The sequence below is a fragment of the Clostridium sp. HGF2 genome, assembly GCF_964240115.1.
Taxonomy (GTDB): domain Bacteria; phylum Bacillota_I; class Bacilli_A; order Erysipelotrichales; family Erysipelotrichaceae; genus Clostridium_AQ; species Clostridium_AQ innocuum.
Window position 1 is genome coordinate 470,036 of the sequence record NZ_CAXSSO010000001.1, and the last position, 26,502, is coordinate 496,537.

Annotated in this window: 25 protein-coding genes, 1 pseudogene and 1 riboswitch; of the genes and pseudogenes, 24 read left to right on the forward strand and 2 right to left on the reverse strand. The window is 41.1% G+C overall.

Annotated elements, in window-relative coordinates:
• Positions 1 to 7: 7 nt before the first annotated feature.
• The 13 genes from ACESPQ_RS02185 (at position 8) to ACESPQ_RS02245 (ending at position 14,271) form a co-directional block, all read left to right on the forward strand.
• Positions 8 to 364: a hypothetical protein gene (locus tag ACESPQ_RS02185; RefSeq protein WP_373143855.1), complete on the forward strand. Its 357-nt coding sequence runs from the start codon at positions 8 to 10 to the stop codon at positions 362 to 364.
• A gap of 11 nt (positions 365 to 375) precedes the next feature.
• Positions 376 to 633: a hypothetical protein gene (locus tag ACESPQ_RS02190; RefSeq protein ID WP_373143856.1), complete on the forward strand. Its 258-nt coding sequence runs from the start codon at positions 376 to 378 to the stop codon at positions 631 to 633.
• The gene (locus ACESPQ_RS02195; RefSeq protein ID WP_373143858.1) at positions 633 to 1,001 is read left to right on the forward strand and encodes a hypothetical protein; all 369 of its coding nucleotides are present in this window, start codon (positions 633 to 635) and stop codon (positions 999 to 1,001) included. The genes ACESPQ_RS02190 and ACESPQ_RS02195 overlap by 1 nt, the downstream gene beginning before the upstream one ends.
• Before the next feature lie 17 nt (positions 1,002 to 1,018).
• Positions 1,019 to 4,636 (forward strand): hypothetical protein, encoded by a 3,618-nt coding sequence (locus ACESPQ_RS02200; RefSeq protein WP_373143859.1) that lies wholly within the window; start codon positions 1,019 to 1,021, stop codon positions 4,634 to 4,636.
• 88 nt (positions 4,637 to 4,724) lie between these two features.
• Positions 4,725 to 5,135 (forward strand): hypothetical protein, encoded by a 411-nt coding sequence (locus ACESPQ_RS02205; RefSeq protein WP_373143861.1) that lies wholly within the window; start codon positions 4,725 to 4,727, stop codon positions 5,133 to 5,135.
• 3 nt (positions 5,136 to 5,138) lie between these two features.
• A complete protein-coding gene (locus ACESPQ_RS02210; protein ID WP_257359201.1) occupies positions 5,139 to 5,471 on the forward strand; it encodes a hypothetical protein in 333 nt (110 codons plus the stop codon).
• 12 nt (positions 5,472 to 5,483) lie between these two features.
• On the forward strand, positions 5,484 to 6,215 hold the full coding sequence (locus tag ACESPQ_RS02215; protein ID WP_373143863.1) for an SH3 domain-containing protein: 732 nt from the start codon (positions 5,484 to 5,486) through the stop codon (positions 6,213 to 6,215).
• A 180-nt stretch (positions 6,216 to 6,395) separates the two neighbouring features.
• Positions 6,396 to 7,316, forward strand: a complete 921-nt coding sequence (locus ACESPQ_RS02220) for an Abi family protein (RefSeq protein WP_257328725.1) — start codon at positions 6,396 to 6,398, stop codon at positions 7,314 to 7,316.
• Between the two features lie 984 nt (positions 7,317 to 8,300).
• A complete protein-coding gene (locus ACESPQ_RS02225) occupies positions 8,301 to 8,591 on the forward strand; it encodes a hypothetical protein (protein WP_257327508.1) in 291 nt (96 codons plus the stop codon).
• Positions 8,592 to 8,895: 304 nt separating this feature from the next.
• Positions 8,896 to 9,513 (forward strand): ABC transporter ATP-binding protein, encoded by a 618-nt coding sequence (locus ACESPQ_RS02230; protein WP_257334469.1) that lies wholly within the window; start codon positions 8,896 to 8,898, stop codon positions 9,511 to 9,513.
• Positions 9,510 to 11,879, forward strand: coding sequence for a hypothetical protein (locus ACESPQ_RS02235; RefSeq protein WP_373143865.1), 2,370 nt, complete (start codon positions 9,510 to 9,512; stop codon positions 11,877 to 11,879). The genes ACESPQ_RS02230 and ACESPQ_RS02235 overlap by 4 nt, the downstream gene beginning before the upstream one ends.
• A 957-nt stretch (positions 11,880 to 12,836) precedes the next feature.
• A complete protein-coding gene (locus tag ACESPQ_RS02240; RefSeq protein WP_109769760.1) occupies positions 12,837 to 13,340 on the forward strand; it encodes a GNAT family N-acetyltransferase in 504 nt (167 codons plus the stop codon).
• Positions 13,341 to 13,431: 91 nt separating this feature from the next.
• Positions 13,432 to 14,271 carry an AraC family transcriptional regulator gene (locus tag ACESPQ_RS02245; protein WP_002605964.1) on the forward strand — a complete coding sequence of 280 codons (840 nt, stop codon included), beginning with the start codon at positions 13,432 to 13,434 and terminating at the stop codon, positions 14,269 to 14,271.
• Between the two features lie 400 nt (positions 14,272 to 14,671).
• On the opposite strand, the gene ACESPQ_RS02250 is transcribed toward ACESPQ_RS02245, so the two are convergent.
• Positions 14,672 to 15,184, reverse strand: a complete 513-nt coding sequence (locus ACESPQ_RS02250) for a hypothetical protein (protein ID WP_002605963.1) — start codon at positions 15,182 to 15,184, stop codon at positions 14,672 to 14,674.
• A gap of 360 nt (positions 15,185 to 15,544) precedes the next feature.
• On the opposite strand from ACESPQ_RS02250, the gene ACESPQ_RS02255 reads away from it, so the two are divergent.
• The 7 genes from ACESPQ_RS02255 to ACESPQ_RS02285 all read left to right on the forward strand — a co-directional run bounded on the left by ACESPQ_RS02255 (position 15,545) and on the right by ACESPQ_RS02285 (position 21,840).
• Positions 15,545 to 15,895, forward strand: a complete 351-nt coding sequence (locus ACESPQ_RS02255) for a helix-turn-helix domain-containing protein (protein WP_008728285.1) — start codon at positions 15,545 to 15,547, stop codon at positions 15,893 to 15,895.
• Positions 15,896 to 15,992: 97 nt separating this feature from the next.
• Positions 15,993 to 17,213 (forward strand): Zn-dependent hydrolase, encoded by a 1,221-nt coding sequence (locus tag ACESPQ_RS02260; RefSeq protein ID WP_002605961.1) that lies wholly within the window; start codon positions 15,993 to 15,995, stop codon positions 17,211 to 17,213.
• A gap of 59 nt (positions 17,214 to 17,272) precedes the next feature.
• Positions 17,273 to 17,370, forward strand: a riboswitch (purine riboswitch).
• A 41-nt stretch (positions 17,371 to 17,411) separates the two neighbouring features.
• Positions 17,412 to 18,746 carry an NCS2 family permease gene (locus tag ACESPQ_RS02265; RefSeq protein WP_257327513.1) on the forward strand — a complete coding sequence of 445 codons (1,335 nt, stop codon included), beginning with the start codon at positions 17,412 to 17,414 and terminating at the stop codon, positions 18,744 to 18,746.
• Positions 18,747 to 18,795: 49 nt separating this feature from the next.
• Positions 18,796 to 20,568 carry an adenine deaminase gene (ade, locus tag ACESPQ_RS02270; protein WP_373143867.1) on the forward strand — a complete coding sequence of 591 codons (1,773 nt, stop codon included), beginning with the start codon at positions 18,796 to 18,798 and terminating at the stop codon, positions 20,566 to 20,568.
• A gap of 348 nt (positions 20,569 to 20,916) precedes the next feature.
• Positions 20,917 to 21,201: a GNAT family N-acetyltransferase gene (locus ACESPQ_RS02275; protein WP_002605958.1), complete on the forward strand. Its 285-nt coding sequence runs from the start codon at positions 20,917 to 20,919 to the stop codon at positions 21,199 to 21,201.
• Positions 21,198 to 21,644 (forward strand): hypothetical protein, encoded by a 447-nt coding sequence (locus tag ACESPQ_RS02280; RefSeq protein ID WP_109769759.1) that lies wholly within the window; start codon positions 21,198 to 21,200, stop codon positions 21,642 to 21,644. Before ACESPQ_RS02275 ends, ACESPQ_RS02280 begins: the two co-directional genes overlap by 4 nt.
• A gap of 43 nt (positions 21,645 to 21,687) precedes the next feature.
• Positions 21,688 to 21,840, forward strand: a complete 153-nt coding sequence (locus tag ACESPQ_RS02285) for a hypothetical protein (RefSeq protein WP_373143869.1) — start codon at positions 21,688 to 21,690, stop codon at positions 21,838 to 21,840.
• A gap of 295 nt (positions 21,841 to 22,135) precedes the next feature.
• On the opposite strand, the gene ACESPQ_RS02290 is transcribed toward ACESPQ_RS02285, so the two are convergent.
• On the reverse strand, positions 22,136 to 22,552 hold the full coding sequence (locus tag ACESPQ_RS02290) for an RrF2 family transcriptional regulator (protein ID WP_002605955.1): 417 nt from the start codon (positions 22,550 to 22,552) through the stop codon (positions 22,136 to 22,138).
• A 209-nt stretch (positions 22,553 to 22,761) separates the two neighbouring features.
• Between ACESPQ_RS02290 and ACESPQ_RS02295 the strand changes: the two genes are divergently transcribed.
• The 4 genes and pseudogenes from ACESPQ_RS02295 to ACESPQ_RS02310 all read left to right on the forward strand — a co-directional run.
• On the forward strand, positions 22,762 to 25,320 hold the full coding sequence (locus ACESPQ_RS02295; RefSeq protein WP_373143870.1) for a YhgE/Pip family protein: 2,559 nt from the start codon (positions 22,762 to 22,764) through the stop codon (positions 25,318 to 25,320).
• Between the two features lie 225 nt (positions 25,321 to 25,545).
• The gene (locus tag ACESPQ_RS02300; RefSeq protein ID WP_002605953.1) at positions 25,546 to 25,800 is read left to right on the forward strand and encodes a spore coat associated protein CotJA; all 255 of its coding nucleotides are present in this window, start codon (positions 25,546 to 25,548) and stop codon (positions 25,798 to 25,800) included.
• Positions 25,800 to 26,048 carry a spore coat protein CotJB gene (locus ACESPQ_RS02305; protein ID WP_118002228.1) on the forward strand — a complete coding sequence of 83 codons (249 nt, stop codon included), beginning with the start codon at positions 25,800 to 25,802 and terminating at the stop codon, positions 26,046 to 26,048. Before ACESPQ_RS02300 ends, ACESPQ_RS02305 begins: the two co-directional genes overlap by 1 nt.
• Positions 26,049 to 26,051: 3 nt before the next feature.
• Positions 26,052 to 26,459 (forward strand): annotated as a pseudogene (locus tag ACESPQ_RS02310) (manganese catalase family protein); the annotation flags it as partial.
• Between the last annotated feature and the right edge of the window lie 43 nt (positions 26,460 to 26,502).

The following is a 26,502-nucleotide window of genomic DNA, read 5'->3' on the forward strand; positions in this document are numbered from 1 at the left end:
GGCGGGTATGGCAATACTCACAGCAAACGGTGTGGCGCTGCCTGCGCCTACCGTCATAAAAATTGACAACGAGATTATATGGTCAAGCAACACCGGACGTACGTCAAGCGGCGCTATGGCTGGTGACGTCGTGGCCGAGAAAAAAACAATAACGATTGAGTGGGGAGTGCTCCGGGAGTCAGAAATGAGTTTGATTAGGAATAATCTGATTGCAGGGTTCTTCCCTTTTTCATTCAATGGCGGTGGAGGGGCAAGCCTCTCAATCACATCATATCGGGGCACGATCAACGAGGAGCATATAGGGCTCTTAGGTGATGGTATCTATTGGTATAAAAAAGCGACTGTAAAAATAATACAGCAATAAGGAGGATAATTATGGCAGTAACTACAAAATCAAATAAAAATATTGAGATTACAAAGGATATTATGGTGGACAATGTACAGGTTAAGCAAATCCGAGGTGTTATCAATACCAGCAATCCGGAAAATGCTGTTGTTACAGATTACACAAACAATCAGACTTTGTACAAAGAAAATCGGTCAGAAGTACGTGCAGTTGCATCGGCAGCAGAGGATGAGATTTATGCGGAGCAGGATGCAATCATCGCTGATCTGGCAGGAGGTAAAGAGTAATGTTATTAAAAAACAAACAGATTGTAGACGCACAGTCAGCGCTTGGCAAGATGCTTAATACTGCTTTACCAGCTAAACAGTCTTATCACATAAAAAAGACGCTGGAATCCGTGAAAAAGCAGGCTGTATTTTTAGAGGAGCGGCGCACAGATTTAATCAAAAAATATGGTGTCGAGAAAAACGGCAATTACTCTATACCAGATGATGACTTAACAGCTCGCAAGAAGTATTTTGATGAATATAAGGAGCTCTTGGAATTAGAGGAAGAAATTGACGTGCGCCAGATTACCCTCGACGAATTGGATCGCGTGGAGCTGACAGCGAATGAGCTTGAATCAATCGAGTTTATGCTTAAAATCGAAGATTAGCACAGGGAGGTGGTACGATGATAACCACATCCGATAAGTACAAAACGGAGGTTAGTAAATATGGCCGCCACTTCCGGCTGAAAGTTGACATTGGAGGTACTGAGTATGCAGGCATAAAGAGCTTTAAGCTTAAAGGAGGAACAAACTCATCCGAACAAATCACGTTTGGGGATGCTGTGTCCTCCTATATTGAGTTTATCCTTACGGACGTGCCAAAAAACACTATTTTAAAAGGACGTCAAGCGATACCATACATCGGCTTGGAGCTGGATGACGGTACAGTCGAGTGGATAAAAAAAGGTGTCTATAACCTCGAAAAGCCGGTACGCTCTGGAGAGTTTATAAAACTAACAGCATATGATAACTTTGCCCTTTGCTATAAAGGGTTTTTTAGTGCTCTATCTGGCAATCAAAAGATAGCCGCTATCCTGCAGGAACAATGTAAAAAGATAGGCATTGAGTATGCAGGCGGGGCGGATGATGTTACCTACAATGTTGATAGCCTGCAGGGGCTTACCATCATTGAGGCTATAAGTGTACTTGCCGCGTACTGTGGCAAAAATGCTATTATGGACAAAGACGGTAAGCTCAGGCTGGTATGGTATACCGACGCAGGTCTTACAATATCCCCAAGCCGATTTGCAGATCCATTTGAAATGGACGAGGAAGACACCTTTATTAATCGGCTGGATTGTACGATCGACGAAGAGCACTCTGTATCCGCTGGAACTGGCGTTGGCATCTATTTTAGCTGCCCAGGCATGACCCAGGAGCGTATCACTGTCTTATACAACCGGATTAAGGGCTTTACGTACAGAGCCGCCAAATTAAACTGGCGCATGGCTCAACCTGATGTTGAGGCAGGTGACCTCGTGCGTGTAATGGATAACGCCGGTAATGCTTATGTTGTCCCTCTCATGGATTATGAGTTTAATTGTGACGGTGGATTTTACGGCACCATACAATCTAAAGGAAAAACCCAGCAGGAGCAAGACACAGGTTATAAAGGCCCTCTGCAAACAAAAGTAGATAGGACTTACTCTGACCTCGTAAGCACAAAACAAGTCATCACAGACAAAATCACAGCCTTTGAGGGCGAGTTTGAGACTATCAATACCAATTACTTGGAGGTCAACAAAAAGCTCTCTGCGCTGGATGCAGAAATCGAAAATCTGGACGTCACGGAGCTTATTGCAAAAGTCGCGAAAATTGAAACATCCTACGTATCTAAAGAGTATGTACAGGACCTATATGCCACTAAAGCTGAGGTGCATGTACTGGATGTAGACCTAGAGCGTGTCAACACCCTGCTCGCAGGCAGTGTAACAGCAGGTAGCACACAGACCATAGTCTTAAACGCTGCCAACACAACGATATCCAATGCGCTGATAAAATCGGCCATGATTGACAGCGTAGCAGCTGATAAAGTCACGGCCGGCACGATTGATGCCAGCAGCATACACTTTAAGTCACAGTCTGGACGGCTAGACATATATGGCGAAACCATCCAGATAAAGGATGCAACAAGACCAAGAGTACAAATCGGCAAAGATGCATCCGGAGATTACAACATGTATGTCTGGGATGCGGCAGGCAAATTGATGTTTGATGCAACCGGAGTAACAGCTAACGGTATACAACGGCCTATTATCGTGGATAGCATGGTGGCTGATAACGCCAATATATCAGGCGATAAGATTAACATCACATCACTGGTAAAAGAGATTAACGACGGTACAGAGGTGATAAAGTCGAGCCATATTTTAGTAGATGGTGCAAATCAATCTTTGTCCGTCGTGTATAATACCATCAAAGGAGACATAAGCACGCTGAGCACGGCATTGTCTGTTGAGCAGGGTAAAATCTCGTCACTAATTACCGACGTGTCACAAGCTAAAGGTGATGTGTCAACCTTGCAGACCAATTACAGCAGCCTCATACAGACTGTAAACGGCATTAACAGTACGGTGTCTAGTCACACCTCCACGCTGACAAGTGTCACATCAAAACAGACTCAGTTAGAGCAGACAGTCAATGGATTTGATGCTCGTATCACCTCAGCAACAAGTACAGCCGGTAATGCTCTTACCAAAGCAAATGAGATATCTGCCACAGTCGATGGATACAATATTCGGATATCAACCGCAGAATCAAACGCAAGTGCAGCTCTCAGCAAAACCAACACGTTAGAGCAAAAAGTTACGGCCACATCCTTAATCACTACTATAGCATCCGGCATCAGCGGTGGCACAGCATTATCAACGACAAAATTTGTAATGGATGCATCTGGATTACATATCAAAAACGGTGGCTTTGACATCAGCAATAACGCTGGTACAAAGGTGTTTAGCGCAGATACAGCCGGTAACCTGAGCATTACTGCTGCTATAAATGCGGCCAGCGGTAAAATAGGCAAGTTTACGCTTAATGATGGACTGGCCTATACTGGTTCGTCCACGTATCTAGGTATGGGGGGCAATGTGACAGAAACCTATAGTTTTATCATAAGTCCTGATTCTACTCATAAAAATCTTGGTGACATGGCAAGAGATTTTGTATCTGGCTGGAAAAACCCATTACTTAAAGTAAACACATCGAATGAGAATAGTTTTGAGTTGTATCCTGATGGCTGGTTAAGAGCAAGACAAATCAAAATGGGGGATGGTCTTGTAGAAGGAACACTATATTTTGGATCATCACAGTATTCAAACAGTGCATCTATAAATTCTGGAGGTAATATCTGGGCTGCTGGGGATGTACAAGCCAAAAATTTTGTTGCTGCTAATGGTCAGGGGCTAAGAGTCTTGAATTCTTCTGGAGTCCCAACAACTCTCATTTATACAGATAGCAGCGATAACGCGCGAATCCCTAATAATGATTTTATTGTATCTAAAGCCATGACGGTTTACGGCTCACTTTATGCAAGAGCGTCGTCTTGGATAGGCTCGAATTATTCAGCTGGTGGTTGGATTGGCTTCTATGACAAATATGGTGGTACACGAAAAGGCTATATTGGTTACGGATCCGTCACTGAAACTCAGTTTAACATTTATAACAACGAGGGTGCTCATAACGGCGTAGCTCTGGATGCTACCGCGAATGGTAACTGGACACATGGGCGATTTATACCACTTTATGGCGGCATGGCACTTGGTTCATCCAGTAATCGTTGGTACAGGCTCTACTCCTCGGTGGGGTGTGATACATCATCGGACATCAGACTTAAAAATAGCATCAGAGGATATGATGAACGATACGAAGCAATGTATATGGATATGCAGCCGGTCACTTTCGAGCTTAATGCGGTACCCGGTCAACGGCAAGGCGGTCTCATTGCACAATGGACAAAAGATGCCATGACAAAGCACGGTATAACTGACAGCGAGTTTGGGGCATACAATTACCATCCTGAGGACGATACATACGGTATCATATATGAGCAGTTGACATCCCTAAACATGCATATGGTACAAAAGACTATTAAGCGTGTGGATACAGCGCAACAGGATATAGAATATCTAAAAAACAGAAATGTTGAATTAGAGAGGAGGGTGGATACATTGAGAAATGAAGTAATCCGTTTAAACAATGAATTATTTGATACAAAATCCGCTTTATCTGCTTTGCGAAGCTGAGAAAGGAAGTGATCCAAAGGTATCTCGTTTTAAAGGGTGTACGTCAACACCCTTTTAATTTGCTCAAAAGAGCGAAAGGAGAAGAAACATGGATATGCTTTACACTGTTTTACTGGCAGACTTTAGTATGGTGCTGGTCTGCTACGCTATTTTACTACTGGCCTTTACGGCCAACGTGGTGTTGAGCCTGTACCACAACATCAATATCACAGGAGAGACGTTTGACGCCAAGCGACTGTGGCAGGGAGTTAAAAAAGCCTTGGTGCTGGTAATCGGTACTATGCTGATGGTTGCCGCTGTAGATGCAGCCACAACGCTGCTTACTCAGTACGTACCAGATATCAATAATCAGGTGCACGACCTCATCACCGTGGCTATGATTGCCGCTACGATTGGTGTAGCAGCATGGCGCTATATCAAGGATGCGTACAGCACGTTTATCAACATTTTAAATGGTAAGCCCTCTGAGGTCGCAGCTGCGGTGGATGCTAAGGAGTAAGACATGGAGATACTGCTCGCCTTATTAACCGGTTTTCTACTTCCAGCAGCCCTGTTTTTGTTTAAAGATCGTACAAATCAAAAGCACAAACGTGAAGAACTAGAGAAGAAATTGGAGCAGAAGCATACTGACGAGCTTAAACTGCTAACAAGCGGTATGTGCCTGCTCATCCGGATAAATATCATTGATTACCATAAGCGCTATATGAGAGAGGGGTGCATCCCTCTTTATGCGCTTGAAAATGTAAAAACACTGTACAGTGTGTACAGTATGTTTGGAGAAAATGGAATACATGATTTGATGGAAGAATTAGGCGATTTGCCTATTAAAAATTAGGAGGAAAATAACATGAAAACACCTATGGATTTTAGAAATAAAGTTATTGGAAAGAGATATGACATGGACGGGGCATATGGCAGTCAATGCTGGGATGGATATGCGTACTATATGCAGTGGTTAGGATATCCATACGCAAACTGCACCAAGTCTGGATATGTAAAGGATATCTGGACAGATCGTAAAAACAACGGAATGCTGAAATACTGCGATGAGGTCAAGACCATGCAGCAGGGCGACATTGCAGTCTTTAAAGAGGTGAGCGCTACTCCAGATAGTCACATTGCAATCTTTATGGCTGACCTTGGGGGCGGATACGGATTATTTTTAGGCCAGAATCAGGGCGGTGCAGGCGGAGCCTTTAACGAGGTGAAATTGCCGTACAGCGCAACGTATGACACAGCTTTCCGGCCCAAATGCTATAAGGATCTGTTTGCTGATAAAAAGCCAGCAGAGAGCAAGACAGTGTTAAACAGCAAACCGAGTGACTGGGAGGGGGAGACAGCCACGTTTACGTGTACTGTAGATAAGCTTAACATCCGTAAAGCACCAAGTACAAAAGGTATGCTCACAGGTGACTGGTACGAAAAGGGCATGTCTGTAAAATATGATGGATTTGTTAAGCGTGAGGGCTATATCTGGATATCTTGGATTGGAAAAGACGGTACACGACGCTGGATGGCTGCGGGAACGCTTGGCAAAGACGGATACCGAGATAAGTCCTACGGCACATTCGGAGTATAAAATAACCACTCATTCCTTAGGGAGTGAGTGGCTTTTTTTTATAGTTTTTACTTGATTTTGATAATTTTTGTTGATATTTTATAAAAATGACATATAATATAAGTGACCGTAGTACCCGCACCTCTTACTATTTGCATGTAATGTGGCCCAGGGTACTCTTTTAATTTATAGGAGTAATCGATGGAAAATATAATTGAATTGAAAAAAGCTTTAACATTCGAAGAACAACTAAATCATTTAATGCGTGATAAAAAAATGATTGTGAAAAATAAGGGAAATGCTTTAGCAATTTTAAAACATGAAAATTATTATAGATTAAGTGGATATATGATAGATTTCCTAGATGAGAATGATCATTTTAAAGATGGAACCACCTTTGAAATGATATACAATATTTATATAGCTGATAAAGAACTGAGATCTATTTTGTTTGAACTGATCAATGATATCGAAGTATATTTGAAAACACAAGCTGCTAACTATTTCTGCTTAGAATACGGGCCGACCGGTTATCAAAATCCTAGTAATTTCAGTATGAAAAATAGTCAGGAATATGATGCTATTATAAGTCTATTAAAGAAATGCAATGATATAAGTAAGCGTAATCCTGAGAATTTGATTGTTAAGCATCATAATAGAAAATATGGAGGTTTCATGCCATTATGGGCATTAGTAGAATTGATGTCTTTTGGAACCATATCTAAATTATTTTCTATTATGAAAACGGCGGATAAGAAAGGAATTTGTAGAAAAGGTTACTATGACATTACATTTGATAAGCTAGAAAGTTTCTATCACTGTATAACATATTTAAGAAATCAATGTTGTCATTATCAAAGATTTTATGGAATTAACCATATAATAAAACCCAAAGAATACATACCTACAGATTTTGAATTAGGGAAATACAAATTAAATTCAACATATAGTTTAGTTTTAGCACTTTTGTTTGTGAATCCAAATAAAAAATTGGGTGAAAGAGCTATTTATAAATTGAAAATGTTGAATAATAAATCTGATATAGATTTAGAAGCTAATTATGGGTTTAATGAAAATTGGAAAAATATATTATATAAAGTAAATGGGTATTGTATAAACTAGCTACTCTCCGCACTAGAGAGTAGCCTTTTTATTGCGAAAAATCGTTAACTATACTATAATATCGTTATACCGCACCACACACTAAGGATGATATCTAGGCAGTATCTAACTTGCGGTATTGACCACCTTAATGGTGGTCTTTTATTATTTTATATAGGTGGATGGGGAGAGCCTATATAAACGGAGGGGTATAATTTCATGAAAAGAGAAGAAATGATACAGTATATCATTGAACGCCTAGAAATGCTGAATGAAAAAGCGTTACTGGCTATCATGGACATTGTAAGACTATTGACTAAGTAATAAAAAAGTACGGGGTTTTTAACAAGAAATCCCGTATTTGATGATTTATTTACTTTTTTATTTTTTTATGTGAGATAATGTACACGGCAGCAAAGATATTTTACTCCCCCATAAAAATACGTATCATATCTTCTTCCTAGCTGCCAGCTCCTGTTATGATTTCCAGGAGTTTTTTTATGCCTATACCGCAAATATACATAAAAACTACGTTTTCAACTAATGACAAGTGATGATAAATGATGATAAATAATAATATATAAGGAAGAATAAGCATAAATGTAGATAAATACAGATAAAAAAATCTTTAAAAATACAAAATATAAAATCTCCTCACCTCCACCAAATTAAAGTGCCAAGTTGGATGTCATCGAAATAAAGCCGATAAATAAAGGTTTATTCGATGATTTGTCCAACTTTTTTAATTTCTGCTTTACCATAGATATAATCCGTATTTTGGGGAAATGATGGGGGCGAATTCAAAGGACAGTAACTGCATGGATAAGGTATAAAACACTGTACTTAATTTATGAAATATAAAAGTGTTGCAAATAGAAATATTATTAAATGGTAAAATAGGTAAAATATGGAATAGTATCGTTAACTATATATTGACTATATATCGTTTTAAGGTTATAATTAAAGCAGATAAATAGATAGATAAAAAAGAATGGGGGGAGAGAAATGAAAAAGAAATTTTTAAAGAAAAGTCTATTTTGTTCAGTAGTTTTAATGTTGATGTTGGGTATTGGTATTAATGTTAAAGCTGCTAATTCACAACAATTGGTTAAATCATATACATATGACCATAATACCATAACTGGTAATCTATCCAATTATACAAATTATACATATGTGACTGCTCCAGTAGATGCTAGATTCGATTATTCAACATCTAAAGTTGTTAAAACAGAATGGAATTACAAACGCATAAAAGTTACTAGATACTATCTCGCTAACGGAGTGCGCTATTAAAATCTTGAATTCGAAATAAAAAAGAGATAGGTAGTTGTTAGTTGATTAAGCGATACCTATCTTTTTTATAACTAACTTTATAGTGATATTCTCTAAACCTTAAAGCTATATCTATTTTATATATTTCGTTATGACTTATGATTAGATTTACCACCCAAAATGATATTGCCAAGGTAAATCATTAATAGAAAAGAAATTTGGATATAAAGTAAATAATGTTAAAATAGACTTAACATGAAGAAGATATAATTTGAGGAATAGATGAGTGACTTTAATAATTGATTATATGAAAGAAGGTATTGCTATGATTGAATTGAAAAACCTAACAATTGAAACTCGACATCCAATAGTGTCAAATGTGAATTATACATTTCTCGATAATATGATTTATGGAGTAGTGGCGGAAAATGGTACAGGAAAAACAACGCTGTTTCGTACAATGGTGAATTTATTGAATGCAGAAGGTGGAGAAGTCCTTTTCGATGGTGCTAATTCAGAAAAGATGATGAAAGAAATTTTTTATTTTGAAAGTGTAGAATGGTTAGATAAGAACTTATCCGGTTTAGATTATTTGTCATTTGTGAAGAATACTTGGAAGTCTGATGTAGATATTAAACAAATCATAGAAGAATGGGATATGGGGGGATATATTAAGATTCCAACACGTAAGTATTCATTAGGTATGAAACAGAGATTAGTCATCGGGTTATATCTTGTTAGTAATGCAAAGTATTTGATTATGGATGAAATAACGAATGGACTTGATGAAGATAATCGAAAGCACTTTTTTAAACAGATTTTAGAATTAAAAAAGCAAGGGAAAACGATTTTGATTTCTTCTCATTATAAAGATGAAATTATTGCATATTGCGACACGGTTTTACAAATACATAACAATGAACTTGTTGAGGTGTCCTTATGAATTTTTTGACTCTTTTATTAAAGAAAAATGGGAAAAAGAAATTAAATATCATCTTATTATTATTAGTTATATTTTTTATTACGCTTATGTATAGAGGGAATCTTTCGACAGCGTATATGTTTGAAAATAAAGATTATCGTACACAGGAACTTACAGATATAAAAAAAGCGATTGACGTATCTACAGAAGCATTAGAACAGTATGAAAAAGGTTCTGAAATATATAATCGTATAGTTCAAGATTTAAATAATTTTAAACAAAGAGAAACTTATCATGAAATAAGAACACAGAGTTTTGAGCAAAAAAATTGGAAGAAGTATTATGAAGCAGATGCAAAACTGATAGATCTTGAGATTGAGTTTAACGAAATGTTTGAAAATACAGATTATGAATTAATTAATGTAATGAAAACAGATAAGAAATATGCTCAGTACATGGCTCAAAATCAATCATATTTTGAAACACGGTTTGATTCCATACATGGTGTATCTTTTTTAATCAACATGATAAATGCATATTTTCCATTGATTTTTGCTGTTTTGATTATATTTCTTGCATCGAATGTATACTGTTCTTCTTATATAGATCATATAAATATACATAATGTATTGCCGCTAGGTAGGCTTAAAAAGCAAGGCTCAAAGCTTTTCGCTGGAGTAGTTTTAGGATTGGGTTTATTTATATTCTTTGCAGCTTTAATAATTATCTATTGTACTGTGATAGAAGGTTTTGGAAGTATACACTCTCCAGTTTTAACTTATACAATAAAAGGCGAAAATAATTTTGTTTCTTTTATGACACTCCTTCCGCAATTAATAATATTAGGAACGTTGGCTATCCTGTTTATCATAAATTTAGTTTCTATTATCTCCTCTTTTACAAAAAGGAATATCGTATGCTTGATCATATCACTAGCAGTTGTTTTAGGTGGTATGTGGGTTTCGACAAATATCGCTCCATTTCGTAATATTGCATATCTGTTACCAACAACATATATTAGCTCGTTAAAAGTCATTACTGGAGAAATGATGTTTGACATTGGAATAACAAATGTGAATTTTTTGAATGGTGTGATCGTTCTATGTGTGAGTAATGCATTTTTGTTTGCGACTTATTATTTTTTATCAGATTTTTCTAGGAAGAGAAAAAAAGTTTTTACTTCATCTTCTTATGTTGTAGATGATACATATCGCAATGGTAAAAATTTAAATGGCACGTTTGGCTATATTAAATTCATAAGTAAGCGTGTATTTTATAGAAAGTCTAATATTATTTTGGTTTTATTGACGATTGGTATTTCATCTATATTCCTTATAATGAATTTAGGAAATCAATCACTGCTTAAAAAGAATATGGAACAACAAATCGTGACAAACAATGGATCCATAGAAACCAATGAGGTACAATTATCTAAATATCCAAAGGATAGTGAGGAATATGTAATTTATAAACAACAAATAGAAGAACTACAAAGTGAAAATGAAGAATATAAAGAGCTGCTAATAAATATTGAAAACAATGATTGGACAGAGGTCTATAATACTTATCCCAAAATATTAGAAAAATATAAAGAAGTCAGTGCTCAAAGTAATGCGGAAGATATAGCTCAAAATCAGCAAAAACAGATTACCTTTTTCAAGTATTTAAAAGAACATGATTTAAAATATGAAAATCCAGAATTCCCGATCTATGGTTTAAGTTTTATCACATCACTTGCAAAGATTATTTTACCTGTAATCATCACTGCTTGTTGTATATATCTTTTAGCTCAGTTTTATACACTGGAGTATGTTAAGGGATTGGATATTGGCATACTATACCCGTTTAATAAAAGAAAAACATTTATTACAAAAATCATTTTGGGAATCGTGTTTTCTGTAGCCATGTATTCTGTGATCTTGCTATCTATATTTTTAATAGCAACTTTATTTACGGGTAATGCAGGGCTGCAACAGCCTTTGATGATGCAAAATGCAAAAGGCGTTTGGTATGCAGTTAGCATGATTTCAATGTTTAAAGGATGGTTTATAATCGGCATTTTGTTTATTGTCAATTTAAGTATCTTTATGTACATATTATCCTACTTTATTCGTGAGGATATGTTTGTGCTTATCGTAGCATTGTTAATGGTTTTAGGACTTGCATACCTGCCAACATTTGTAGGCGGTTTAACACAGTATTCACATTTATTGCCGACAACATATATGAATAGTGCCAGTGTAGCAGATGGAAGCCTTGCTCAGCAATTTTCTAATTTAAATATTGCAGTATCTAGTGGTATGCAGATTCTATCGGTTTCTATTATTATTCAAGTTATCGGTTGTGTAATCTTAAATAATTCACATAAAATAAGATTTAAGAAATAGTTTTATCATCTCAAGTGAGATGTGTTTTATGGGAAATGACAGCTTTTGAAATAATAGAAGTAATTGCTGGGAAAAGAACATTATGTATGAAGTGAAACTTGTTGTTATTTCTCAGCTCCATTTTATATAAGGTGGAAATATTTCCACCTTGCAACCCTTGACAATATGTGCTATGATTAACATATATTGATTATAGAAAATCAACATATGATTTGGTTAAGGGAAAAATTTAGATTATAAGTGCAAGTCACTATTTAGATTTCTGGACGGGCGTCTGAAAAGGGTCACCCGCACCAAATAAAAGTGCCAGGACGGATGTTATCGTAAAAAAGCCGATAAATTAAGGCTTATTCGATGATTTGTCCGTCTTTTTTATTTACCGCATCACCGCGGATGTCATCTATATTTTCTGAAAAATGAGCTATTTTTGGATATGTATCTACAAAGAATAGTGCCAACTTGGATATCACTATGAAAAAAAGCGAAGCAGGATTTGATGACATCCATCTTTCATTGTAGATAAGCACAGAGTGTGCTATGATATTTTTATCAGGATGATGAGTGAAAAGGACGGGATATATCTGTCCTTCCTTATCTAAAAGGCTAAAAACAGCATATACATAGCTAATTTCACAAGAGATATATCATGGGTTAATTATCTATTACATACACGCATTGGTAAAGGCCTTGGAAAAGATATGCTGAAATTGCTTTAAACAGGATATTTTCTCTTTCAGACGCCTATCGAATCCTACTGATATTGATAAGGAGAATCATGCTTCTGAAAAACACTGCTATCCTGCAGCTTTACCTTACAGGACCGGTTTAAGAGCCGGTACATATTGTCGAAACAGGAATTCATTGAGACGTAGTTAGCAAACCGGTTGCGATATGGATTCTTCTCAGGCAGTGATGCTGCAGCAGTTATTGGTATACTATGCGATAAGGAGGATGCTTATGAAGCTCACAGATTTTTCTGATACATTTCACGTCCGCAGACTCTGTCCAGAGGATGTGAAAAACATATATGCGCTATGCAAGGCAAATAAAACCTATTACAAATACTTCAAAACAGCGCCAACACATGAAAATATCATGGAGGACTTATCCCGCACTCCACCGGGAAAGACTGCAGACGATAAATACTTCCTCGGCTTTTTTCAAAAGGATCAGACACTTATTGCGATTCTGGATTTGATCTTCGATTATCCGAAACCACAAGTTGCATATATCGGTCTGTTTATGTTGGATGTTTCAGAGCAGGGAAAAGGAACAGGCTCCAATATCATGAAGGGAGTTTTTAAACAGCTTGCGAATCAGGGAATCACCTGTGTGCGTCTTGGCTGTATACACGGGAATGTGGAAGCTGCTTCCTTTTGGAAACACAATGGATTTTATACATTTAAAGAACAATTACAGGCTGTTGATGATCAGGTTGATTTAATGGAAAAGGCGCTGTAAAAACAAAATATAAACCCGATAAAATCAATTCTCTAAACATCGGGTTTTCTTATGCGATTCCGGTTATACTTTGAATGAAAGGAGGATGGTGATGGAGCTGATTACAGGAATCAACAGGGTCATGGCTTATACGGAGCAACATTTGAGGGAGGATTTGGATTGCGCTAAGCTTGCCCAGCTTAGCGGGTGCTCCTATGCGGATTTTCAAAGAGTATTCTCATTACTGAATCATATGAGTTATCTGGAATATGTCAAAGCGAGAAGGCTATCGCAGGCTGCTGTGGAAATTATTCATAGCAGGAAACGCATACTGGATATTGCATTGGAATACGGCTATGAAAGCGCAGATGTATTTGCGGCAGCTTTTCGCAGAGCCTTCGGCTGTTCACCGAGCCAGGCCAGAAAACAGAATCTGCAGCTTCCGCTGTTTCTGCCGAGATCCTTTGCTATCACTGTGCACGGAAATACAGAAATGAAATATGAAATAAAAAGGAAAGCCGGTATGCATCTGTCCGGTCATTCCGTGATTTCTACACAAAATGAAAATCGTTCAATAAAATTTTGGTCGGATGTAAAGGCAGATGGCACATTGCAGCGTATGATGCAGGAAGCAGCTACGGCAGTTTCCTACGGCCTGTGCTTCGGATATGATAAGTACGGCAATAACCGCTATATGATTGCGGTGGAAGGTATGCTGTCAGAAGAGTATGAGGCCTTTGCGCTTCCCGCGGCAGATTGGATGATATTTCAGAACACCGGACCAATAGCTGAGGGCTTGCCTGCATTGTGGAAAACTATTTATGCAGAAGTGCTGCCAGCGAGCGGCTATGACCGAAATGAAAGCATGCCGACCGTGGAGCTGTATGGAGAAGGATCATGTGAGGCAAAGGATTATCACATGGAAATATGGATTCCGATTATTCGGCGGTGATGCTGTACAGGCATACTTATAAATTCATGAACCTGTTATACTTTCATGTTAGTAAAGGATTCACCAAGCTGTAAAAGAAACGCAGCCGGTGGATGTAAAAACATAAGCATACAAAAGGAGTGCTAATGATCGTTGCCGTGCAATGGTTGTGAATACCCCTTTTTTGTGTGTACAGGATAATGCGATGTGCTGGTGCGTTAAGGTAAAAAAAGAAGATTTCACCTTGTCGTTAAACACGAAAGGGATTGATCTTCTAATCTCAATGGATATTTTCCGGCTTACCTTATGCGTCCTTCAACGTATTGAAGGAAGGCAGAACATGGGCTCTTTGTTTTGCCAATACTAAAATGATTGTGGAATTCGCTGAAACACCATTATATGCTGCTGAATTTATAGGCTGTCAGCTTTCACTCAGAGCATTGATATATTTCTGGAATGCTGTCTGATACTGGCTCAGCTTGTCTGTTTTTAAATCCAGATCGGATTTCGCCTTAATTTCATTGCTTTGAACGATTTTATCGGATTCCTTGATGCCCTTATACAGCTTTTCCCATGCAAATTTCACATCATCGTACTTCTTATCCTTTAATCCGTTCACAAAGGTGTTGTATTCCTCAAGCTTTGCAACAGCTTCGTTATACTGCTTTAATGTCAGTTCGATGTCCAGCTCCTCTCCTGTCGCAGAAGTACCGCTGGAAGTGTAATACCCGATATCACATAAACCGACATTCCAGATATTTGTAACATACCAGTCATTGATTTCACGCAGCTTGGCACTCACTTCCTTTGTAGATAATTCTGTTGAGCTTTCATCATTGCTTTTTGGTGCTTCCCCGCTCTTATCATCATTTCCTCCACCGCATCCGGTAAGCATAAGCATTCCTGCAAGTAAGACAAATAACAGCTTTTTCATAGAAAACGCCTCCTTTTGTTTATCATATCATGTTTTATCCGGTTTGGTGCAGGAAATCGTATGGTTTTGTATGTAAATATTACCAGTGAAATAAAAAAATCCGACAGCTTTTTACTGTCAGATACCTAGGCAGGCCGTCATCAGATACTGATTTGTGAGAATGAAGTTAAAAGTCAGGTATTCTGATGACGGTATCGTTATTATAAACGAATTTTGCATAAAATGCAATCATTTATTTATAATGTAGTAACTAAAAAGATTCTAAAATACTGTGTAAATATTACATATAGCATAATATAAGTTTAAATTTAGATGTTATGGTAACACTTATACTATAATGAACATATAAGTGGTGATAGTATGCAAAATGACGTGATGACTGATAAATTTATAGATTATGTGAATGACAGAATTGAGGATCTGGATATGACGAAGTCTTCTCTCGCAAGAAGTGTCGGGCTGGATAAAAACTCTGTAACAAAATATCTGAAAAAGGAACGGACGATGCCTCTGCATGTCGCTTTGAAAATAGCGAATTATCTGAATATGGATATCAGCAGAATCTGCGGTATTCAGACTGAGCAGGTGCTGATGCCGATAGAGCTGAATCTGATGCGGGAGCTGCGCAGTATCCGGGATGAAACATCACAGGTGCGTCTGACGCTTGATTTCATAAGTATTACCAAATCCTTCAACTCCTCTCATCGTTAGCACCGAAAGAACAAGACACCGGTTTGATGGTGTCTTTTCTGCTGTCTTGGCTTTTTTGAAGCAATCAGCTATAATGTTCATAATCAGGAGGTAGCCTATGAGAATCAATGAGAAGCGTTTATGGAATCATATACAGACACTGGGGCAGATTGGAAAAGCAGAAGATGGAAGTGTAACACGGCTTTCGTTCACAAAAGAGGATGAGGCGGCAGCTTTTCAGCTGACGGAATGGATGCGGGAAGCCGGTCTTCATGTAACGATTGATGCCTGTGGTAATATCATAGGTACGCTGAAGGGAGCTGAACCAAACCTGCCTCCTGTTGTTTGCGGCTCCCATTTCGATACGGTAAAGGAAGGCGGAATATTCGATGGCTGTCTGGGAGTGCTGACAGGTATTGAAGTATTGCAGACCATACGGGAAGCAGGAATACAGCCGCAGCGTTCCATCATGGTCATTGGCTTTCGGGATGAAGAAGGAAACCGTTTCGGATATGGCATGATTGGCAGCCGCTCGATTTGCGGGAAAGTGGAAAAAGACGGACTGCTGTCTGTGGATCATAAGGGAATTACACTTGCACAGGCAATGACACAGGCAGGCTATCATCCTGCGTGTTATGCGACCTGCCAGCTGTCATCGCTGGAAGCATTTTATGAGGTACATATTGAGCAGGCTGATGTTCTGGCAGCACAGAATCTCTCCGTGGGAATTGTTGAGGGGATTGCCGGGCTGGTGAGATATACGGTCACAATATATGGCAGAAGTGCACATGCGGGGGCAACACCGATGCATCGTCGTCATGATCCGGTAACCGCCATGTCCCGCTGGATTCTGCACATGACGAAGCTTGCGCAGCAGCAGCCGCATACGGTGGCTACAATCGGGGAAATTCATACCTACCCCGGCGCCTGCAATATCATTTGTGATCGTGTAAGCTTTTCTCTGGATCTGCGCTCTCTGGATGATGCTGTCATACAGCAAATACTGGATGTAATGCAGGAGTTTGAAGAAATGCTCGAACAGGAACAGGGAGTACGGATTGAACGCCGCCTGGAACAGCAGCTGCCGGCGGCGATATGTGATGAAGGCCTGAAGCAGGAGCTGGAGGTCTGCTGTAAAACACTGCAGCTGCCGATTCTGCGACTTGCCAGCGGCGCCGGTCATGACTGTATGAACTTTCAGGGCATTTGTCCCACAGCGATGATCTTTGTACGCTCTCAGCATGAAGGAGCCTCCCACTGTAAAGAGGAATACAGTACACAAAAGGACTGTGCAGACGGGTGTCAGCTTTTGCTGGAGGCATTCCGGAAGTATTTGTAAGCATTCAGGAAACAATTACCTATGCATAGACGTTTACAGTTTTGCTTCCTCTTTGGTATAATGAACACTGTTGTGCTCACCATATAATGTCGGGATATGGCTGACAGTCTCTACATCTCACCGTAAATGAGATACTATGGTGCTTCTTCTTTCATGGATATCATGGAATATGGTGAGGACATGGTTAAGGAGGAAAATATGAGCAAAATCGCAGATTTTTTCAAATTTAGGGAACGCAATACCAGCTATAAAAAAGAGCTTATCGCCGGTATCACCACGTTTATGACAATGGCATATGTTCTGGTTGTACAGCCCGGGGCAATCGTCGGCTATGGGGATGCCGCATTTATCATCGATGCCAACGGCGTCATGATTACGAAGGAGGCGATTGTTGTCACCTGTGCTATTATCAGTGGGCTGATTACGCTGCTGATGGCATTGTATGCAAACCTTCCGTTTGCACTGGCAACCGGTATGGGAAGCAACTTCATGTTCGGGGCACTGATTCAGAGCCGGCAGCTGTCCTTTGGCGGTGCTATGGCAATGACTCTGATTTCAGGTGTTATTTTTCTGTTGCTGACAATCTTCGGTATCCGTGACTTGATTGTTAAGGCGATACCAAAGAACATTAAAATATCGATCGGTACCGCAATCGGCTTCTTTATCGCCTATCTGGGATTCAAAAATACAGGGATTGCAGCCTTTACGGAAAGCGGAATGGGCATGGGGAATTTTACCGATCCTGCTGTTATGTTGGCCGTTCTGGGGCTTGTTATCATCGCTATTCTGACAGCGTATAAGGTAAACGGTGCTATTCTGATCGGTATCGTTATCGCTACGCTTCTGGGTATACCGGCAGGGGTTACCACAGTGCCGTCTACCTTTGCCAAGGTTCCTGATTTCACAGGGCTGGGCAATGTCATGTTTAATCTTGATTTTAAATCCGTATTCAGCTTCTCATCCGTCATTTTGATCTTTACGGCGTTCTGCGGAGATTTCTTTTCTACGCTGGGGACAATTCTCGGTGTCAGTGCAAAAGCCGGCATGCTGGATGAAAACGGGGATTTACCGAATATCCAGCAGCCGTTTCTGGTAGATGCCATCGGTACCTGTGTCGGTGCGCTTACCGGTAATACGGTCATCACCACCTTTGTGGAATCCAGTGCTGGTGTGGAAGCAGGCGGACGTACCGGATTTACAAGTGTTGTAGTATCCGTTATCTTTATGATTATGGTATTTCTCTCCCCGCTGGTGCTGATGATTCCCAATGCGGCAACCGGACCGGCTCTGATTTTCGTGGGCTTTTTAATGATCAGCGGCTTTAAGGATATTGATTTCGCAGATTTCACAGAATCCTTCGGCCCCTTTGTCATGATTATGTTTACTGTGTTTACAGGCTCTATCGCCAGCGGTATTTCTGCCGGTATTCTGGCATTCGTACTCATCAAAACAGCAACCGGTAAATTCAGAGAAGTACATCCGATTATGTATGTTATGGCGATACCACTGATTTGTTATTTTATATACGGGTAAAGCAAAAGATGCATGAGAGTGCATCTTTTTGAGAAAGGAAGTGTTGTATATGAAGCTGCAGCCAAAGGATAAGAAACAGCTGCTCAAGGCGGCTCTTGGTGAAATTCCAAGCGATTTGCTGATCAAACATGTTCAGCTGGTCAACGTGATTACCGGAGAAATCTATCCGGCCAATGTATTTGTTTATGATGGTATGATTGCACATGTGGAATATAAGAATCTGGATGCGGATCTGGACAAGGCAGCGACCGTTGTGGATGGACAGGGACACTATCTGATTCCCGGCTTTCTGGATGCGCATGAGCATATCGAAAGCTCCATGATGACGCCGCGTAATTTCGCAAAGGCAGTTCTTCCTCACGGGACAACGACCGTGATTACCGACCCGCATGAAATTGCCAATGTATGGGGCATGGAGGGCGTGCGTTATATGCATGACAGCGGAGAAGATCTCCCCATGCGTCAGCTGATCGATATTCCAAGCTGTGTGCCTGCCGTACCCGGTCTGGAGAATGCGGGAGCGGATTTTCTGGCAGAACAGATTGAAGAGCTTTGCGGCTTAAAGCGTGTCATCGGACTTGCGGAGGTTATGGATTTCCTTGCCGTTATCCATGGTGAGGACCGTATGATGGATATTCTGAAGGTTGCGGAGGATCGCGGACTGTATATGCAGGGACATGCACCGTATGTCAGCGGGCGGATGCTGTCTGCCTATCTGTGCGGTGGTCCGAATACCTGTCATGAAACACGGGCATCGGATGAGGGCTTGGAAAAGCTGCGCAGTGCAATGTATGTGGATGCCAGAGACAGCTCCATCACAAAGAATGTAAAGGATATCTGGGAGGGTGTTAAGCAGGTGAAATTCTTCGATCACCTGTGCTTCTGTACGGATGATCGCGAAGCGGATGATATTCTGAACAACGGACATATGAATGATGTAGTCCGCAATGCCATTCGATGCGGTATGGATCCGGTAACAGCTATTAAGAGTGCTACCTATAATACGGCACGTGAAATCAAAATCGAAAACCTGGGAGCGATTGCACCTGGCTTTGTGGCAGATATGCTGCTGGTGGAAAGCCTGGAGGAATTGAAGCCGAGTCATGTATTTTACAATGGTGAGCTGGTAGCGGAAAATGGAAAGCTGCTGGCAGACATTAAGGATGAAAGCTATGCTATTGAGCATCGCAATTCCATGCATGTGAAGAAGTTAAGCGTTGAGGATTTCCGTATCCAGGCTCCTGTGGAAAACGGGACGGTTAAGGTGAATCTGATGGAGTATAAGGATCTGCTGTTGTCCAGCACACTGGTAAGCTGTGAGGAGCTTCCTGTGGAAAACGGTTATCTGAAGCTGAATGATGATGATTTGAAGTTTGTAGCTGTCGTAAACCGTCATGAGGGGCACGATACAGTTGCACTTAGTGTTGTGCGCGGCTTTGGTACGACAACCGGAGCTCTTGCTTCAACGGTTTCTCATGATTCACACAATCTGACGATTGTATACGATACTGCAGAGAACGCGTTGCTTGCCGCAAATGAGCTGATTGCCTGTGGAGGCGGCATGTGTGCGGTAAAGGACGGAGCTGTGCTTCATACCTTGCAGCTTCCGCTGGCAGGACTGATTTCGCTGAAGCCTGCAGAGGAGCTGGCAGTTGACAATGCACTGATGAAGGATGCGAATCGTGCGCTCGGTCTTGTGGATATGGAAAACCCGCTGCTGAGAATCGTAACCCTTGCTTTACCGGTTATCCCGGAGGCGAAAATGTCCGATCTTGGACTGATTGACGTTTTAAAGAAGGAGATTGTACCGCTGTTTGCATAAAAACAAGGCGAGTTAAATGCGCTTAGTTTGTAATAACAACAACAGTGACAGCTGTTCATCACTTAAGGAGCAGGCTATGGGCGCTCTGCTTCTTACTTGGAAGCAGCGAGACCAGAACACTTTGAGAGATTGGGAATCAGGCTTATCAGCTTCGTGCGATGAGTCTGATTCCTTTGTTTATAACTGATAACAGCGGATAAAGCTCTGTTTTATAAAATCTGCTTCCTGTATTAAGACACGGGTATAAAACGGTAGTTAAAAATGGTATTTAATTTCAGTAATGCAGAAATGATTTATGGTACAATGAAGCTGTAATCGTCGTGCGTATGGCATGGGGAGGAGACTGTTATGGAGATAAGCAGAGAGGATCACCGTATATTTATAGAGGAACAGGGACAGCTGCCTGCAGAGTTTACATTCCCCTTTGTGGACAAGCAGGTCGTGGATATCAATCATACATTTGCCGATGTATCCCTGCGCGGACAGGGGATAAGAGGCGCACTGATGAAGGAGGCGGCAGCTGTGATAAGGAAGAAGTGCTGGAAATGTATGGCATTTAGTCCCTATGCACTTGCCTGGATGAAAAAGCATGAGAAGGAACAGGATATTTGGATGAAGGAGGAACCACGATGAAGCTGGCCTGTATATATATCAATGCACTGCATTTTCGTGATACGGTAAGCTTCTACGAGCAGCTGCTTCAGCAAAAAGGGAAGGAAGTTACTGCACAGCGATGGGTGGAGTTTTCCTGCGGGCATACGCTTGCCGTGCTGCATGCGGAATATGATGCGCAATGCGTACAAAAAGAACAGGATGTGGACGAACACTATAATAATGCATATGTCGAAGACTGCATACAGACGGTGAACCAAGGGAATGATATAATGGTTCAGAATTATGTTTGTGAGGATTTGCAGTCAGAATATACGCGTTTGAAAAATCTGCAGATCGGTCCGCTCTCTCCCTTATATTATGTTTCAATCTCGATGCCTTACTGGTATTTCAATATCACAGACCCCGAAGGAAATGTCTTGGAAATAACCGGGCCGTATGCTTCAGGCAAAGAATCGGTATAGTCAATCCCTTCCGGACACATACTAAGAATGGAGTGTGATGAACATGGAACAGAAGAAAAAATCCTGCTGTGACAGCGAAGATCTGCTGCATGGTGAGGAAGCAAAGAAAACAGCCGGCAACAATCAATGGACGAACAATAACCTGAAGTATTATCCGGATGAAAGAGATCGTCAGGACGGTCCCGGCGGAAATTGAGAAAAAGGAAAGACTGAGCCTTCTATATCGGAAGATTCAGTCTTTTTCTTATCACGTTAGGACATCGTGTAAAGGAAAAAAGAAAAGCAGCTTAACAATCAAAGAAAGCTGCCTGGATTACCTATGGCTGTTACATGGTGAGTAAAGTGCAAATGACTCTGCCAGTGTTAAAGCCCCGGCTGTAGCTTTTTTTTATTTTCTTTTTAAAGCAAGCTTATAAAATAGTTTATGTAAGAAATATTATCATTTCTGATATGATATACAGCAGCATGAACATGTCTTGCGGCTGTTATTATCAGACATCGGATAAAATTTGCTGGATGGTGATTTCTTTTAATTTCTTTCGATATTCCAATTCCGCACCATGCAGATAATGCATGATTTTTTCTTCCTTTTCCTTTACCTGCTTTCTGGAATCAAACACCCGATCGACAAGGCTTGTACTCACAGCAAATTGCTCCTGCCCCTCGATGGCATTAAACAGGTCCAGAAAGGTGATGCGGGAGGGGGTTTTCAATAATACAAAGCCGCCGTTTTTACTGGCGATTGAAGAAACGATCTTCGCTTTGACCAGCTGCCGCATGATTTTTTTTAAATAGGAATCTGATACGTTCAGCTTTTTACTGAGCTCGCTGCTTTTTACCGGCCGGCTGCTTGTACTTATCAGCAGCACGATACAGATTGCCTGCTCCAGACTGCCGCGTATTCTCATACTCTCACCTTCTATCATGTATAGTATAGCTGTTTTTTCTTTGTCTTTGCAAGCCTTTTCCTTAAATCAAGCCGTCTTTTTCGTGTGAATTTTTCATAACAATTCTAAACTTTCTGTAAAGAGCGTTGACACAAGCATATAATGTACTATAATTCCAGTATTCCGTGGATATGGTATATCTATGGATAGAAAAGAAAGAAGAGGATATTATGAAGGAAGAATGGAAAAATATAGCAGGCAGTACATGGATCAAGGTTGTACTGGCAGCGATTATTGTGATTCCCATGCTGTATTCAGGTATTTTTCTGGGTTCTATGTGGGATCCTTACGGAAATGCGGATAAAATACCGGTTGCAGTAGTAAATGAAGACAATAAGGTTACCTATAACGGTTCCAGCCTTCATATCGGGGAGGATCTGGTTGCGAATCTGAAAAAGGCAAAGGAAATGGATTTCTGCTTTGTCGATGCCGAAAAAGCCAGCCAGGGCTTAAAGGATGGCTCTTATTATATGATTATAACGATACCTGAAAATTTTTCATCAAATGCAACAACGCTCATGGATAAACATCCGAAAAAAATGGAGCTCAGGTATACAACGAATCCCGGTACCAATTATATTGCCTCGAAAATGGACGAGACAGCGATTGCAAAAATACGGGAACAGATTTCCGCTACTGTGACAAAAACCTATGCCGATACATTATTCTCCAACGTTCAGGTGTTGAGCAGCGGCTTGAAAACAGCGGGAAAGGGCAGTCAGAAAATTCAGAACGGATTATCCGACAGTATTGCGGGGAATCAGACCATCACGGATAGTCTGAACACTCTTGCCTCCAGTACACTGACCTTTCAAGACGGAAGTGAAACACTGAAGCAGGGACTGCAGGCTTATACCGATGGAGTGGCACAGCTGCAACAGGGAAGCAGGCAGCTGCGAAGCGGTATCCGCACGATGAATGGAAAAAGCGTACAGCTTGTTAACGGCGCATCCTCGCTGCACACAGGAAGCGGTGAGCTGCAGCAGGGGGTAGAGGCGTATACAACCGGTGTAGCTGCCCTGCAACAGGGAAGTGAGCAGTTAATGCAAAGCTCTGTAGTTTTAAATCAGGGGGTGAATGCTCTGGCGCAGGGAACCTCCGATTTGCATAAGGGCAGCTCTCGTGTTCTGTCTGGTATGCAGGAGCTATCCACTGCAATAAAATCAAGTACCGACAGTCATGCTGATCTACTTGCTTATTTGCACGAAAAAAATACCGGCAGTGCAGATAGTCTGAAGCAGGTTACACAAGGGGCGGCGGCATTGGAGGCTCAGCTGCAGACAATCATAAACAAGAATACAGATGCGAGTCAGAGATTGAATGCAGCCGCACAGAAATTGAAGGATTTGCATGCTTATGAGGATACTGTGAATCAGCTAACAGAAGCGGCAGCGGATATGAATGATTTAAATCAGCAATATGCTGTGCTCAAGACAGGGCTCTCTAAGCTTTCCAAAGGAAGTGAGGAGATGACAGCTCTTCTCAGCGGAAACGATCAGGCATTGACGCAGCTGCAGCAGGGTCTTTCCACTGTACAGCGTTCACTGGATGCACAGGGCTCCACCGCGGAAGCCATGGGTCTGATACAGGGTATGCAGCAGCTTCAAAGCGGCCTTGCAGATGCTGATAAAGCCTTATCTGGTGAACAGGGACTGGCTTCGGGGATTCATGCTTATACAAAGGGCGTAGATACGATTAGAAACGGTCTTTCCACCTTATCACAGAAATCTACGGCTTTAACAGCCGGTGCAGCTCAATTACAAACAGGTACGACACAGCTGAACTCTGCAATTCCTGCTTTACAGGGCGGAATCACACAGCTGCTAACGGGTAGTGATTCTCTATATCAGGGAGCCTCAGCATTAAACAGCAGCAGTCCGACATTATTAAACGGCTCTGCTCAGCTGCAGGGCGGCGCTTCTCAAATCAGCAGTGGTGCTCAGCAGCTTGCGCAGGGCTCCAATACACTGGGAGGCGGACTGTTACAGCTGAAGGACGGTTCCCATACGCTGACAAGCTCGCTGCATAAGGGAGCTGAAGAAAGCTCGGTATCAGCAACACAGAATACAAAGGAAATGCTGGCACAGCCGGTGGTCACAACTCATCAGGAATTGAGCAATGTGGAAAACAATGGTACAGCGATGGCGCCCTATATGATGTCTGTCGGGCTGTATGTTGCCTGCATGGCCTTTACTCTTATGTATCCGCTGTTGAAAAACACAGGTAAAACGACGTCCGGTTTGCGTATGTGGGCTTGCAAGGCTTCTGTTATGTATACGGTCTCCACATTGATGGCAGTCATTATGATCAGTGTGCTGATGCTGGTTAACGGCCTATCTCCCTATCAGACGCTGCTTACCTTTGCCATGGCGGCACTGGTTTCCGCAGGCTTCATGTCCATGATCGTTTTCTTTAACATCACCTGTGGAAAAATCGGAAGCTTTATTGTTCTGATATTCATGGTATTGCAGCTGGGGGGAGCGGCAGGTACCTATCCGATTGAAACATCCTCTGGATTTTATAATGCGATTCATCCGTTTATGCCATTCAGCTACAGTGTGCATGCATTCCGCAATACGTTGGCAATCGGCGGATCCATTACACCGGATATTCTTGTCTTTGCAGGTATGCTTGTAGTCTTCTCTGTTCTTTCCATTCTGTTTTATCGCTGGAAAACAAGTGTCAGTGAAGAACATTTTGAAAAGACATTGCTGGCGCAGTTTCATTAGTGCTTATGTAAACCAGCATACTTTGAACATATTATAAGCAATCTGAAAAGGACTTATCGAAGCGATGCAAACGTTCTGATTACTTTGCGGCCGATAGGTCTTTTTTCATCTGCTTCCATGCATAGAGAAATGAATTTTTCATCTTCTATATGCTTGTCCTATGCCTGTTATCAGTATTTTCATATTATGCAGTGAGGTGAAAGCCTCAGGTTAGGAGGAACTTATATGAAGTATGCGAATGGTGCGTGCTGTCCATGGATTCCCAGGGAGCGCGTAGCTGATAATGAATACTGCTATGATGATGTGGACTTTATGGAGCAGCAGCCTAAACATCAACGGCAGCAGGCACAGATGCCTGGTATGGCATATGTACCGATGCAGGTATGGAAAAAACCGTATGAAAGAGAGATTGGGTTTCAAAGAGGAACGATTTTTCATGCTCTTGATAAACCCTTTCTCGGTGATGAGGGGGCGTGCTGATGATGAATAGAAAGCAACTGCTGAGAAAGCTTCAAATGCTGGATTTTGCGATTCAGGAAACAGCACTGTTTTTAAACTCACACCCTGATGACAGACAGGCAATGCAGTATTATCAGTCTGCTGTGAAGGAACGCGAGAAGGCTGTAAAGGAGTATGAACATCTTTGCGGACCATTGACAAATCGGCAGAATCACTCGGATAGCTGGGAGTATAGCAAAGGGCCCTGGCCATGGGAAAGGGAGGATTGATGTATGTGGACATATGAAAAGAAGCTGCAGTTTCCTGTGAATATCAGAAAACCGGATCCTGCTTTCGCAAAAATCGTAATTTCGCAGATTGGCGGTCCGGATGGAGAACTGGCTGCCTCAATGCGTTATCTGAATCAGCGCTATGCCATGCCGTATGACAGTGTACGTGCGATGTTAACGGATATCGGAACAGAAGAGCTTGCTCATCTGGAAATGGTATCCGCAATCCTGTATCAGCTGACCAGAAATCTCAGTGTCGAGGAAATAAAAGCAGGTGGATTTGATGCATATTATGTTGACCATACAACCGGCATATGGACACAGGCAGCCAGCGGAGCACCATTTACTGCTGCATATTACCAATCCAAAGGCGATCCGCTTACTGATTTGTTTGAGGACATGGCTGCGGATGGTGCAACTGTGTAAGAACAACAATGAGTATTTAAGAGATGTC

Bases quoted from the DNA above. Each gene is read 5' to 3' on its own strand.
- ACESPQ_RS02185 (WP_373143855.1), top strand. From the start codon at position 8: ATGGCAATACTCACAGCAAACGGTGTGGCGCTGCCTGCGCCTACCGTC.
- ACESPQ_RS02190 (WP_373143856.1), top strand. From the start codon at position 376: ATGGCAGTAACTACAAAATCAAATAAAAATATTGAGATTACAAAGGAT.
- ACESPQ_RS02195 (WP_373143858.1), top strand. From the start codon at position 633: ATGTTATTAAAAAACAAACAGATTGTAGACGCACAGTCAGCGCTTGGC.
- ACESPQ_RS02200 (WP_373143859.1), top strand. From the start codon at position 1,019: ATGATAACCACATCCGATAAGTACAAAACGGAGGTTAGTAAATATGGC.
- ACESPQ_RS02205 (WP_373143861.1), top strand. From the start codon at position 4,725: ATGGATATGCTTTACACTGTTTTACTGGCAGACTTTAGTATGGTGCTG.
- ACESPQ_RS02210 (WP_257359201.1), top strand. From the start codon at position 5,139: ATGGAGATACTGCTCGCCTTATTAACCGGTTTTCTACTTCCAGCAGCC.
- ACESPQ_RS02215 (WP_373143863.1), top strand. From the start codon at position 5,484: ATGAAAACACCTATGGATTTTAGAAATAAAGTTATTGGAAAGAGATAT.
- ACESPQ_RS02220 (WP_257328725.1), top strand. From the start codon at position 6,396: ATGGAAAATATAATTGAATTGAAAAAAGCTTTAACATTCGAAGAACAA.
- ACESPQ_RS02225 (WP_257327508.1), top strand. From the start codon at position 8,301: ATGAAAAAGAAATTTTTAAAGAAAAGTCTATTTTGTTCAGTAGTTTTA.
- ACESPQ_RS02230 (WP_257334469.1), top strand. From the start codon at position 8,896: ATGATTGAATTGAAAAACCTAACAATTGAAACTCGACATCCAATAGTG.
- ACESPQ_RS02235 (WP_373143865.1), top strand. From the start codon at position 9,510: ATGAATTTTTTGACTCTTTTATTAAAGAAAAATGGGAAAAAGAAATTA.
- ACESPQ_RS02240 (WP_109769760.1), top strand. From the start codon at position 12,837: ATGAAGCTCACAGATTTTTCTGATACATTTCACGTCCGCAGACTCTGT.
- ACESPQ_RS02245 (WP_002605964.1), top strand. From the start codon at position 13,432: ATGGAGCTGATTACAGGAATCAACAGGGTCATGGCTTATACGGAGCAA.
- ACESPQ_RS02250 (WP_002605963.1), bottom strand. From the start codon at position 15,184: ATGAAAAAGCTGTTATTTGTCTTACTTGCAGGAATGCTTATGCTTACC.
- ACESPQ_RS02255 (WP_008728285.1), top strand. From the start codon at position 15,545: ATGCAAAATGACGTGATGACTGATAAATTTATAGATTATGTGAATGAC.
- ACESPQ_RS02260 (WP_002605961.1), top strand. From the start codon at position 15,993: ATGAGAATCAATGAGAAGCGTTTATGGAATCATATACAGACACTGGGG.
- ACESPQ_RS02265 (WP_257327513.1), top strand. From the start codon at position 17,412: ATGAGCAAAATCGCAGATTTTTTCAAATTTAGGGAACGCAATACCAGC.
- ade (WP_373143867.1), top strand. From the start codon at position 18,796: ATGAAGCTGCAGCCAAAGGATAAGAAACAGCTGCTCAAGGCGGCTCTT.
- ACESPQ_RS02275 (WP_002605958.1), top strand. From the start codon at position 20,917: ATGGAGATAAGCAGAGAGGATCACCGTATATTTATAGAGGAACAGGGA.
- ACESPQ_RS02280 (WP_109769759.1), top strand. From the start codon at position 21,198: ATGAAGCTGGCCTGTATATATATCAATGCACTGCATTTTCGTGATACG.
- ACESPQ_RS02285 (WP_373143869.1), top strand. From the start codon at position 21,688: ATGGAACAGAAGAAAAAATCCTGCTGTGACAGCGAAGATCTGCTGCAT.
- ACESPQ_RS02290 (WP_002605955.1), bottom strand. From the start codon at position 22,552: ATGAGAATACGCGGCAGTCTGGAGCAGGCAATCTGTATCGTGCTGCTG.
- ACESPQ_RS02295 (WP_373143870.1), top strand. From the start codon at position 22,762: ATGAAGGAAGAATGGAAAAATATAGCAGGCAGTACATGGATCAAGGTT.
- ACESPQ_RS02300 (WP_002605953.1), top strand. From the start codon at position 25,546: ATGAAGTATGCGAATGGTGCGTGCTGTCCATGGATTCCCAGGGAGCGC.
- ACESPQ_RS02305 (WP_118002228.1), top strand. From the start codon at position 25,800: ATGATGAATAGAAAGCAACTGCTGAGAAAGCTTCAAATGCTGGATTTT.